At 42.1% G+C, this 12,516-nt stretch carries 12 protein-coding genes; 2 read left to right on the top strand and 10 right to left on the bottom strand.

The window, feature by feature from the left end:
- Positions 1–7: 7 nt before the first annotated feature.
- Positions 8–1,570, top strand: coding sequence for an acyl-CoA carboxylase subunit beta (locus MUO15_RS12830; RefSeq protein ID WP_245029719.1), 1,563 nt, complete (start codon positions 8–10; stop codon positions 1,568–1,570).
- Positions 1,571–1,712: 142 nt separating this feature from the next.
- Here the strand turns inward: MUO15_RS12830 and MUO15_RS12835 are convergent, their stop codons facing one another.
- The 8 genes from MUO15_RS12835 to sigW form a co-directional block, all read right to left on the bottom strand.
- Complete coding sequence (locus MUO15_RS12835) at positions 1,713–2,792, bottom strand: CE1 family esterase (protein ID WP_245029721.1); 1,080 nt, start codon at positions 2,790–2,792, stop codon at positions 1,713–1,715.
- Between the two features lie 273 nt (positions 2,793–3,065).
- Positions 3,066–3,323, bottom strand: a complete 258-nt coding sequence (locus MUO15_RS12840) for a hypothetical protein (protein ID WP_245029723.1) — start codon at positions 3,321–3,323, stop codon at positions 3,066–3,068.
- Positions 3,324–3,629: 306 nt separating this feature from the next.
- Positions 3,630–5,432, bottom strand: a complete 1,803-nt coding sequence (gene glmS / locus MUO15_RS12845) for a glutamine--fructose-6-phosphate transaminase (isomerizing) (protein WP_245029725.1) — start codon at positions 5,430–5,432, stop codon at positions 3,630–3,632.
- Between the two features lie 471 nt (positions 5,433–5,903).
- The gene (gene glmM / locus MUO15_RS12850; protein WP_245029727.1) at positions 5,904–7,253 is read right to left on the bottom strand and encodes a phosphoglucosamine mutase; all 1,350 of its coding nucleotides are present in this window, start codon (positions 7,251–7,253) and stop codon (positions 5,904–5,906) included.
- 48 nt (positions 7,254–7,301) lie between these two features.
- On the bottom strand, positions 7,302–8,267 hold the full coding sequence (locus MUO15_RS12855) for a CdaR family protein (protein WP_245029729.1): 966 nt from the start codon (positions 8,265–8,267) through the stop codon (positions 7,302–7,304).
- A complete protein-coding gene (gene cdaA / locus MUO15_RS12860) occupies positions 8,260–9,078 on the bottom strand; it encodes a diadenylate cyclase CdaA (RefSeq protein ID WP_245029731.1) in 819 nt (272 codons plus the stop codon). Before cdaA ends, MUO15_RS12855 begins: the two co-directional genes overlap by 8 nt.
- A 247-nt stretch (positions 9,079–9,325) precedes the next feature.
- Entirely contained in the window at positions 9,326–9,967 is a 642-nt protein-coding gene (locus tag MUO15_RS12865) for an anti-sigma factor family protein (protein ID WP_245029733.1), read from the bottom strand.
- Positions 9,968–9,981: 14 nt separating this feature from the next.
- Positions 9,982–10,545: an RNA polymerase sigma factor SigW gene (sigW, locus tag MUO15_RS12870; protein ID WP_245029735.1), complete on the bottom strand. Its 564-nt coding sequence runs from the start codon at positions 10,543–10,545 to the stop codon at positions 9,982–9,984.
- A gap of 167 nt (positions 10,546–10,712) precedes the next feature.
- Between sigW and MUO15_RS12875 the strand changes: the two genes are divergently transcribed.
- A complete protein-coding gene (locus MUO15_RS12875; protein WP_245029737.1) occupies positions 10,713–10,901 on the top strand; it encodes an aspartyl-phosphate phosphatase Spo0E family protein in 189 nt (62 codons plus the stop codon).
- Between the two features lie 9 nt (positions 10,902–10,910).
- On the opposite strand, the gene rocF is transcribed toward MUO15_RS12875, so the two are convergent.
- Both rocF and MUO15_RS12885 read right to left on the bottom strand, forming a co-directional pair.
- Entirely contained in the window at positions 10,911–11,813 is a 903-nt protein-coding gene (gene rocF, locus MUO15_RS12880) for an arginase (protein ID WP_245029738.1), read from the bottom strand.
- Between the two features lie 87 nt (positions 11,814–11,900).
- Positions 11,901–12,419, bottom strand: coding sequence for an HAD-IIIA family hydrolase (locus tag MUO15_RS12885; protein WP_245029739.1), 519 nt, complete (start codon positions 12,417–12,419; stop codon positions 11,901–11,903).
- Positions 12,420–12,516: the final 97 nt, after the last annotated feature.

Consider the following 12,516-nt stretch of genomic DNA (forward strand, 5'->3'; position numbering starts at 1 on the left):
TATTGGTATGAAAGATTATGATAAGAATCCTGTAATGGAAGCGGTCGAAGATTTAAACAAACGAAAGGAAAAGGCCAAATTAAATGGTGGAGTTGATAAAATCAATCGACAGCATCAGGAAGGTTTCTATACTGCCAGAGAAAGAATCGAATTACTAGTCGACCCCGACTCTTTTCTTGAACTTGGAGCCTTGAACTTTTCGGAGTTAGATGAAGCTGAAATGAAAAGCTCTGGTGACGGATTAATTGGGGGTATAGCAAAAGTAAACGGGAGACCTATTGTCGTTCAAGCTGGTGATAAAACCGTGTTTGCAGGTACCGAGGGGACTGTCCATATGCGAAAAGCTAAAGCGCTACACACTTATGCATTGAAGCGCGGCTTACCTATGTTTCATTTAAATGAAGGTGGAGGGCTGCGAATGCCAGACGGGATGGGATCAGACGGCATTAGTGATATGCTATTCCCCCAAGAAATGCTCGTCCATTCACGACAGGTACCTTTAATCAGTGCAATACTGGGAGACAGTTATGGTGGTCCGACGTGGACCGGCGTCTCCTCTGACTTTGTTTCACAATTAAAGGGAACATGTATGGCTGTGGCTGGACCCCGCATGCTTGAGATGGCAAATGGACAAAAGGTATCAACAGAAGATTTAGGTGGCTGGAACGTTCATATGAATTCAACTGGTCAAGTGGACAAGGTTGGTGATTCGGAAAAAGAGTGCATTCAACAAGTAAAGGATTTTTTTCAATATATGCCCTTAAATGCGGAGGAAGAGCCACCAACTAAACCAACAAAAGATGACCCGAATCGTTCATTACAGCACATCCTTAACGTTCTACCCAAGCGAAATAATAGAGTGTATGATATGAACAAAATCATTGCCGAAATAGTAGATGATGGAGAGTTTTTTGAATATAAACCCATGTTCGGACCAGCATTGCTGACTGTCCTTTCTCATCTGAACGGAAAGGTCGTTGGAATCGTCGCCAATCAACCAAATAAATATGCTGGTGCTGCCGGAGTTCAAGAATGTGAAAAAGCGGCCGACTTTATTTGTTTATGCGACTCCTATCATATTCCTTTAGTTTTCTTACACGACACCCCTGGTTTCCGAATTAGTATGGAGGCAGAAAAAGAAAAGGTCCCAACCAAAATAATGGTATGGAATCAAGCACTAGCCCAATCCACTGTTCCTAAATTGTCCGTGATCATCCGTAAAAGTATTGGGGCGGCCTACGGAAATATGTGCGGACCTTCTATGGGAGCTGACTTTGTTGTTGCCTGGCCAACAGCCGAAATTAACTTTACAGGCCCTGAAGTCGGTGTCAATGTTGTATATGGACGGCAGCTACAGCATTCGGAAAACCCAAAAGAAGATAGAAAAAAATTATTAGAGAGCTGGGCATTCGATAGTTCTCCTTATAAAGCGGCCTCCAAACATCTTATTGATGATGTGATTGATCCGAGTGATACTAGAAAATTTCTATGCCAGGCACTAGAATTTTCCTGTGTGAATAATGGGAGTAAAAGTGAAAGAAAACTAGCTAACTGGCCCACCGGTTTTTAAGTTAAGATCTCTCCTGAGCGCCGGATTATCTCAAAAAAGACGCGACATTTAAAAATGTCGCGTCTTTTTATCATATTCTTTATGTGTCTCCCCTACATCTAGGCTACGGGACTTTAGGTGAAACCCTTATTAGAAAACGGACTTAGTTCTTTGGCCTATAAGGAACGGCAAAGTGCTGTTTACTATCTAAAAGTGACTCCGCTAATTGCAACTGTTTACCTTGGCTTTTTGCACCTGGGAGTCTATGTGTTTTAAGCTCGTCCCAAATTAATTGACTCCCATTGATTTGATTAGATACAAGGCCGATATACTCTGGCGGTAAGTATTGTGGTCCACCCGGCCAAGTATGACCTGCTCCTTCCATCTTATAGAAGATAACCTCTGTACCGTGCTTTCCACCACTATAAACCTCACGGCGGATTTTCGTAGGATCACCTTCTGCTGTCTGAGGTAAATAAGTGACTCTCGGCTTCGAAGCCGTGTCGTTTGCCTCAACCCAATAATCTACAGTAGATTCTGCACCCAGAAGTACACTAGGTGCACCATTATATGGCACAATAGGGTCCTGATCCCCCATGAACAGAACAACTGTAATTGGCCCCTTTGGAGCTTTTTCGGCTATTGATGGGGCTAGTGGCCCTGTTACTGCCCCTATTCCAGCAATGCGGTCGGACAATTCTACGGCCAATCGATTAGAAAAGATAGAACCATTAGACATCCCGCTCGCATATATCCGGCTTGGATCAATATTGAATTTTTCTTCAAAGTAATCAATTAGCTCGGAAGTAAACGCCACATCATCTACCCCTGCCCGATACTGAGGTGTATCTGTTCTCCCATCGTTCCATTGAAAACGATGGCTCGGTGCTGTCAAGTTTCCATCATCTATTTCAGTACTATCGGGAAATACTACAATAAATCCTTCTTTTTCCGCTACTTTTTCAAACCCGGTTAATCCAATTTGTCCATCTGAATTACTACCTCTCCCGTGAAAAGAGAGCATAAGCGGAACTGATTTCTTTCCACTATAAGAACTTGGCACATAATACTGGAAGGTTCTCTCATATCCTTCAAATTCAAAGGAATCACTTTGGAAGCCGGCCGGTATTTGTTCATAATCGTGGGGCTTATCCGCTAGTGCCGTTGAGGCGAACGACATAATGAGTACAAGGCTCATGAATATAGAGATTGGTAATTTCCTTAGTAAAGTAACTTCAATCACTCCCTAACTCTTTTGGATTATAGTAATATAGATATTACTATAATAAAGAGGAAATTTGTGAATTAAGACAAAGGTTCACAAGAAACGTGCATATCATTGAAAATACTGCAAAACACAACCCAGAACAAGAATCCCTTGTTTAGGTGCAAACTCCAAGTGCAGGGATTTCCAAACTCCTATCGCACAAAAGAATCCTAACTATAAACGTTTAGTTAGGATTCTTTTGTGCGATATTCTGTTTCATAGCTTTTAGTCATTCACAAAACTACACCATTATTTATTTTCTATTTCCTCAAACAAATCTGTGAATTTAGCCACATTCTCATAGGTAAACTCAAACGCCATTTTAATCTCACCATACCCTGGGTGATAAACGTAACCTTGTACCTCATAGCTACTATCGTTCTCTCTAACCTTTGTTAGATGGAAATATCTCTGAAAATATTGTCCCATTTCTTCCAGTTTCTTATTACGTTTCCTTATCCATTGTTCCTTGTTTTCCTCTGTTGGAAAGTCAGATTCCCTAAACATAACTTCACCCCTCTGATATAGTTCAATGATAGATGATTATGATTCCTCAATCATCTTTTCTCCTATGCTATTTATATTATCATAATATTGCCGAGTATTTGAGTTAGACTTAAAATGATACTACAAATTCCTCTATGGCTATATTATTGAATGCTTTAACTAAACTTTCATCCTACTCGATTAATTTATCTCTCCCTTTATCTAAAAAAGACCTTAACTTTAGTTTCTAAGTTAAGGTCTTTTAAGATACATTTCGATTACTAGCTTTCTTGTATCTGATCAAGTCGTGTCTTCTATGCAGAAAGATTACTCAACTGTCACACTCTTCGCTAGGTTTCTCGGCTTATCAACATCACAATCACGGTGAAGCGCTGCATAATAAGAAATAAGCTGCAGCGGGACAACAGACACAAGCGGCGTAAGCAAGTCATGGACATGTGGGATGACGAATGCATCCCCTTCTTTGTCGAGACCTTTCATGCTGATGATCATACTGTTGGCACCACGTGCTTCTACCTCTTGCACGTTTCCACGGATGGAGTAGTTCACCTTCTCCTGCGTTGCGAGTGCGACAACAGGTGTACCTTCTTCAATTAAGGCAATGGTCCCGTGCTTCAGCTCTCCTCCTGCAAATCCTTCTGCTTGGATGTAGGAGATTTCTTTTAGCTTAAGTGATCCTTCCAAGCCTACATAATAATCGATGCCACGGCCGATGAAGAAGCAGTTGCGAGTCACTGACAAGTAGTCACGCGCCAGTTTTTCAAGATCTTCTTTTTGATCTGTTAAAGCTTCCATCGCATTAGCAACTATACCTAATTCTTGCATTGGATCAAAATCCAGTTCGATGTCTTTTGCACGGGCCGTATCAACGGCAAGAATAGCGAGTACCGCCATTTGTGCTGTATAGGCTTTGGTTGATGCTACGGCAATCTCCGGGCCTGCATGCAGGTGCATCGTGTAATCCGCTTCTCGGGAAAGGGTTGATCCAGGTACGTTTGTAATTGTTAGGGCTGGATGGCCTAATTTTTTCGTTTGAACTAGGACAGAACGACTGTCTGCCGTTTCCCCACTTTGAGAAATGTAAACAAACAATGGCTTTTCAGAAAGAAGCGGCATGTTGTAAGAAAACTCACTAGCAACATGAACTTCTACTGGGACATTTGCCAATTTTTCAATAAACTGTTTACCTAAAAGACCAGCGTGGTAGCTTGTGCCTGCTGCAATGATATAAATACGGTCACATGCTTTCATCGCTTCGCGGATCTCTGGATCTAGTTTGATTTCGTCGTTGTCGTTCTGATACTCTTGGATAATTTTGCGAATAACGAACGGTTGTTCATCGATTTCTTTGAGCATGAAGTGAGGATATGTGCCCTTTTCAATGTCTGTGGCATCGATTTCAGCTGTGAACGGTTCACGAGACACCTTTTCACCGTTAGGGTCTAAAATTTCTACTCCGTTACGACGGAGGATGACTGTTTCTTTATCCATCAGCTCAAGGAATTGGTCTGTAACATGAAGTGCAGCCATTGAGTCACTAGCTACGACATTAAAGCCGTCGCCAAGGCCGACAAGCAATGGGCTCTTGTTCTTCGCTACATAAATGGTTTCGCTGTCTTCACTGTCCATAAGGGCAATCGCATAAGAACCTGTCAGCAGTTCAACAGCTTTACGGAAAGCTGCCGCCACGTCGTTAAGGTCGTTATTAAGAACTTCAATCAACTGAACAATAATTTCTGTATCTGTTTCACTTTGAAGTTCCACATCAGCTAGGTACTGATCGCGAACATCCATATAGTTCTCGATTACCCCGTTATGAACGATTGTGAATCGCTCTGTCGTACTTTGATGCGGATGCGCATTCTCTCGGCTGGGAGCACCGTGTGTCGCCCAGCGAGTGTGCCCAATTCCCATCGTTGCATGGACGTTCTCATTTACCGCTTCTCTTAATGCAGCAATCCGCCCTTTCACTTTTGAAACATTTACACCGTCTTTATTAAGTGTTGCAATTCCGGCAGAGTCATAGCCTCGATATTCAAGTTTCTCTAATCCGTTCAGCAAAATTTCCTTCGTATCTTTTTGTCCGATATATCCTACAATTCCACACATAGTTGTTATCCTCCTAAGGAGAAAGGAGTAAACGACAACCTTTAATAAGGGGCAGTCGATTACCCCTTTCCCGTTACCATTTTTTGTTTCACTTTGTACATGTGGTTTGGACAAAGAGTCGCCTCTCTGGTTTAACACATAAACGTGCGGTTGAAGTGAAGCAACCGGGAGATATCCGCCGAAAGATCGATGATTCTCCTCCTCGTCAACTGTGTCTCTTCGCTCGATCACAGCCCTGGCGCTTTATGAACAAATTACCTTACGTTCCTCCTTCATGTAGTTGAATAACGGTCTTGCTTCAATTTAACGAGTACAGGAAACCTGCTTCGCTAAATCTCTCAAGCCAATCTTCATTTTACCCGACATCGGCTGATTTGGTCAATTATTATTTTAGTTGTTGCCCTATTGTTAATCGTATGTAATAAAGTATGCGCAGGAGGTAAACCTGTGCCTCCTGCGCAAGAGCTTTCGTTATTCTTTCATTCCTAATTCCTGTTCAACGACTTGAACAACCTTTTGAACATACCCTTCACATTGTTCTTCTGTCGGTGCTTCGACCATGATACGGACAAGCGGTTCAGTTCCAGATGGACGTACGAGCACACGGCCACTCTCACCCATTTCTTCTTCGACAACTTGGATCGCTTCTTGAATACGTGGATGGGTTTGAACCCGCTGCTTATCAATAACGCGGACATTTTTCAGAACTTGAGGAAATTTCTCCATTTCATTTGCAAGTTCTGATAATGGTTTTCCGGTTTCTTTTATTACATTGACAAGCTGAAGGGCTGTCAGCATGCCGTCACCTGTTGTGTTGTGATCTAGGAAAATGATGTGTCCAGACTGCTCACCGCCAAGGTTATAGCCGCCACGGCGCATTTCTTCCATCACATAACGGTCACCTACTGCTGTTTTATCACTCTTCATACCTTGAGCTTCAACCGCTTTGTAAAAGCCAAGATTGCTCATGACTGTTGAGACTACAGTTGAATGATTTAATGTTCCCTTTTCATTCATATATTTAGCACAAACATACATGATCCGGTCACCGTCAACGATGCTGCCTTTTTCATCGACAGCGATTAAGCGGTCGCCATCGCCGTCAAAAGCTAGTCCTATATCTGCATTCTTATCCTTGACGAGTTGCTGCAGTGATTCTGGATGCGTTGATCCAACATTTTTGTTAATGTTCAATCCGTCTGGAGAGGAACCAATAGATGATATATCTGCTTCCAGATCCGCAAATAAGTGGGAAGCTAGTGATGATGTAGCCCCGTTCGCACAATCAAGAGCAATATGCAATCCTTCAAACTCGAAATCTACGGTTTGCTTCAGATGCTGCATGTATTTCTGACCACCTTCGAAGTAGTCATTGATCTGACCAAGGTCGGCCCCTGATGGACGAGGTAATGTATCCTCTTCCCCATCGATCAGTGCTTCGATCTCCTGTTCCTGAGCATCTGTTAATTTAAACCCGTCAGGACCGAAGAATTTAATTCCATTATCCTCAACGGGGTTATGTGAAGCGGAGATCATGATACCCGCTTCAGCTTGAAGAGCTTTTGTTAAGTAAGCTACTCCAGGAGTAGAAATGACACCCAGGCGCATGACTTCTGCACCAATTGATAGAAGTCCAGCAGCAAGTGCTCCTTCAAACATTTCACCTGAAATACGTGTATCTCGTCCGATTAATATTTTCGGTCTTTGGACGTTTTTAGTCAGTACATAGCCGCCAAAACGTCCCAGTTTAAAAGCAAACTCAGGTGTAAGCTCTTTGTTTGCAACACCACGGACTCCATCTGTTCCAAAATATTTACCCATAACAGCAACCTCTCTTTCCTAATCCCCTATTATTCGTTCTCCATTTATCTATTGCGCTTGTTGGTCTACAATTATTTCAACTTCTATTTTTTTAGGATCAACACTATTGACTCCCTCTGGCAACGGAATTTCAATTTCCGCTGTCTGATCCCCAGAAATCTCTGTCACATCGACTGGTATGTCACTTAAGGTATCTATCTGAGCAAGCACATCCTTAGGACCACTGATCACCACTTCCTCCGTCTCTGTCGTGATAGAATCAATAATAACCCCTTCAGGTGCTCCTCCTTGTGGTGTAACTGAAACCGGTACCGTCTTCTTTGGTTTGGTAAGAGGGACGGTTACCTCAACCGTTGATGGATCTAACAAGACATTCAGCTCATTCCCTTGTGCATCATAGACTTTCACGGGTGCTTCCACATCTTCAATTGTACCCTCAGCTGATCCGACATCAATAATCGTTTGGACAAGAGCAACACGGTCAATCACGCTTGCTGACCCTGTGATGGTGACCTGTTCTGGATCAACCTTGGCTTCCCCTATCACATATTCATTTTCAATCTCATTCTCATTAATATAGTCCACGTTCACCCCAACATCCTTGCTGTCTTTCTCCTCGATTGTCACTTCGACTTCTTTGGGGTCAATATTGACAGTTAGATTGCTCGTTATCCCTGTGTGTTGAAGAGATACTTCGTGTGTACCGGGTCCTAAATCAGTTAAATCAGCATATACCGTGAAGCTCTGTTGCCTGACGACAGGGGTTATGGCACTGTTCGAACCCTCAACAGTGACCACAACGTTCTGAGGCAATCCACTTACAACATATTGCTCGCTATCAAAACGAACTTCAATGGGAACGTTATTCATAATTTCCATCTCGGAAGAACCTTCACCTAACCATTGATCTTCTGAATCCATACTGTCATCAATATTAATAGAAACCCATAAGAGCACGGCTAAGAGCAATGAGATAATTCGAATGAACCACCGATTCCTAAATAAATTATCCATTCTTTTTCCCCCTCCAGTTCCATGATTTTGAGGCAGGGGTTTTGGATCCAAAGTCAAGCTCATTTCTCAGAATACTTTCTAGCGTTTCTTGATTCAAGTCTCTGTGTAGCTCACCACTTTTTGTACAGGAAATCGCTCCGGTTTCCTCTGATACGACAATCGTAAGGGCATCCGTCACTTCACTGATTCCCATTGCCGCCCTATGTCTCGTGCCTAGTTCTTTTGAAATAAACGGGCTTTCAGATAAAGGTAAATAGCAGGCAGCCGCCACAATTTCATTATCTTTAAGTATCACTGCCCCATCATGGAGCGGAGTGTTTGGTATAAATATGTTTGTTAAAAGTTCGTTCGACAAGTGCCCGCCGACAGCAATTCCCGTTTCAACGTAATCACCCATCCCTGTTTCACGTTCAATCGTAATTAAAGCACCAATACGCCGCTTCGCCATATAATTGCACGACTTAATAATCGATTGAATCGACTTTTCCTTATCTTCCTCTTCTGCGGACGTCCGGCTAAAGAAACTGCCGCGCCCTAGTTGTTCAAGAGCTCTCCTTAGTTCGGGCTGAAACAAAATAATAATACCAAGAAAACCCCAAGTCATTGCTTGTGACATCAGCCACCTTAGTGTGGTCAGTCCAGTTAAGTTACTCAATAACCATATACCGAGTATCACGAAGATCCCTTTCAACAGCTGAACGGCCTTCGTTCCTTGGATAAGCATGATTAATTTATATACAACAAACCAGACAAGGGCGATATCAATTGCTATTAATAGATAATCTAATACATCATTTCCCCCATCAAGCATGCCTACACTTCCTTTTATAAAAAATTGCCATAGCCTATGTTATTATATCATACTTTTACTTTTGAAAATATTATAAGACTGGTTGACATAGGAAATTCCGTTAAAATACGGGTAGTGGAAGCCTAACTAAGATCCGCTGGTCACGCTACGACTAAGCCCGAGGCGATGTACCAACACTAAACTACCTCCCCCATACGGTGGACCAGAAAAACCACTATGAGCCATTCATAGTGGTCACTGTCATTGCTTATTCAAAAGAAAAAAGATCTGTTGTGAACTTTTTCATATGATACCACATCCACTCAAACACTTGGTTAACCTCATGTATCTCCCCGCTGACATACGCCTGATATTTCTTCCCGTTCGTAATATCACCAATACCGGTATCCGTTACGATATCACCGTTAATTAATGTGATATCGCCGTTAATTTTACCATCGACTTTGAGATCGCCATTGCGAACGACTAAATCACCATCGACAGTCACTCCATCAGGCACGATAACCGTATTATTTCGAATCACTAAATCATCTTGCTTAGATACGGTAACTTGATGGTCCTGATTCCAGGCGGAGAAGATGCCACTAAACATTAATATAAAAAATACAGCAGCCGCTGTAATCATTGGATGCCTTTGTAACCAGCGTACGTAATTCCTTCTCTTTTTCTCTTTAGGAAGGCTGGACATCACACTGGCAGTGAAATTTGAAGGTGCCGTTACAGGTCCGGCATTTTTCACCAATGTAATCGAACGTTTCAGCTCATGGAAATGGTTCTGACAGGATGGGCAAGCTTGTAAGTGATCACGCAGTCGTCTCTCTTCTTCTTTAACTAAGTCACCATCCAAATATTTATGCATAAGCGCCACAGCTTCTTTATTGCAATTCAATTCCCTCAACTCCTTTACACATGTCGAAGCCTCTTACGCAAGGCTTCCCTGCCCCGGTGAACTCTTGTCTTAACCGTCCCTACAGGAATGTCCAGAATCTCCGCAATCTCCTGAAGCGCCAGTTCATCTAAATATCTTAATACAATGACACTACGGTACTTAGGGGGCAGGGCCAGAATCTCACGGTGAATGTAGCTTTGTAACTCTAAACTCTCCACCTCTTCCTCTGGCGACGCTTGATCAATCGCCAATTGAGAATACATATCTAATCCATCCGTTCCTCTCACCTCAGCATCGAGATAATAGTCAGGCTTCTTTTTCCTAATTCGATCGATCGTTAAGTTAGTTGCGATACGATATAACCAGGTAGAAAATTTTCGCCGCTCATCAAACGTATGAATATTCGTATATGCTCGAATAAAGGCCTCTTGAGCAAGGTCTTCTGCTTCATATGCATTCCCAATCATCCGATAACAAATATAGTAAACTTTATTTTGATAAAAGGATACTATATCCTCGAAAGCTGATTGGTCACCTTTCCTTACTGCTTTAATCTTTTGTCTAATCATCGTTTCCATTTACTATACCTCCGCCATTTGCGGTTGTTTTTCTAATACGAATGACAATACCTAAAGGTTTCAAAAGTTTGATAAAAATTTTCCTTTAACTAATAATATGTTTATTATATATTAAAAAGGGTAGTAGAAAAAATAAATGAAAGTTTTTTCCAAAGGAGGCGGGGAGAATGGGATACGAAGTCAAATTACTTGAAGAAATCGAAGCTTGTAGAAAGGAGATGAGTAGACTGGCCTGTGAAAATTCACTAACCTCTGAAAGTGTTATACGGATTAGTGTAAAGCTTGATTGCTTATTAAATGAGTTTGAGAACATAAAACAAAAGCAACTCACCCCACAAGAGGTAAGCTGCTCCTAATTCCTCAAATTACTTTAAACTCTCTCCAAATAATGACCCCATTAAGCCTACTGCCATATTTGCAGTTTTATTTTTCTCATCCAGAATTGGATTCACCTCTACAAACTCTGCGGATGTGATCATTTCGGATTGGTACAACATCTCCATAGCCAAGTGGCTCTCCCGATAACTTAATCCACCCATTACCGGTGTACCTACACCTGGTGCTTCATCAGGGTCCAACCCATCTAAATCCAAGCTCAAATGAACACCATCTGTATGGTCCTTTAAGTAAGCGATAGATTCTTGAACGACCTGTGTCATCCCCATACGATCTACTTCATGCATGCTATATACTTTAATGCCTTTTTCCTTAATCAGTACTCTTTCTCCCTCATCTAGAGAGCGAGCGCCAATAATCACAATATTTTCAGGTTTAATTTTTGGCTCATAATCAAGAATACCTGTTAGCTTTTCATGACCAATACCAAGGCTGACCGCTAACGGCATCCCGTGAATATTGCCTGATGGTGAGCTGTCACCCGTATTTAAATCTCCGTGAGCATCATACCAAATCACACCTAAATTATCATAATGTTTCGAGAGGCCAGCTAATGTACCCATTGCGATACTATGATCACCGCCTAGGACGAGTGGAAAATTCCCCTTTTCCACTACTTCATCCACAGCAACAGCTAAACGATGGCTGCCCTCTGTAATTTCATTTAAATTACGAAGGTTGTCTAACTTATTATCGTCCTTTTTACTTGGAAGTGGAATATCGATATTGCCTAAATCCTCAATCGTGTACTTTAAATTCTCCAGACGCTCAACGACTCCAGCATAGCGGATGGCGCTCGGCCCCATATCGACGCCCCTGCGCATTTGGCCTAGATCCATCGGTACGCCAATAATTGAAAGTTGTTTATTCATAATAAGTTTCCTCCTTTATTCCTTACTTTAATTGTAGATGGTTTCATATGAATGACTCAACTGAACATCTTTCTGCATATATATACGTTATTTGCCCAGTGTAAGCCAGTCTAATGCATGAATAATATCTTCAGCAATGAAGTTAATGGTCGGACGCTTATCTAATTGCTTCCACTCTTTAAGAGATTCCTTACCCGATCCTGTTTGCACGAGGATACTCATACATCCAGCTTGCCAAGCAGCCATCATATCCTTCAAACGATCGCCAATTACAAAACATTCGCTCGGAAGTAACCCATGATCACGACAAGCCAGCTCAATCATACCTATCATTGGTTTCCGGCAATTGCATTGATCAACCGGGAGGTGCGGGCAGACATATACTCCATCCAGGCCAAACCCATACAACTCTTCACGGAAGCTTTCCATTGTGGCCAGCCCCTTAGCGATGCCAGGCTGATTTGTGAAAGAAAAAAGTTTGATACCTTCCACTTGCACTATCTGTAGTTTCTCCTGCACCCCTGGATATAAACTAAAATCCCCTGGATATTCGATTTGGTCTGAACCGCCGAGGGTACCATCACGATCTAAAAAAATAGCTTTCATTTATGCTTCCTCCCTTGTTAAAGCTATCACACATATGATGAACCATCACAATTATGATATTTTACTCTGGTGTGTGCATAACTTTCAGAAAGTACAC

Origin of the sequence: Halobacillus amylolyticus (assembly GCF_022921115.1) — a bacterium.
GTDB classification, from domain to species: domain Bacteria; phylum Bacillota; class Bacilli; order Bacillales; family Halobacillaceae; genus Halobacillus_A; species Halobacillus_A amylolyticus.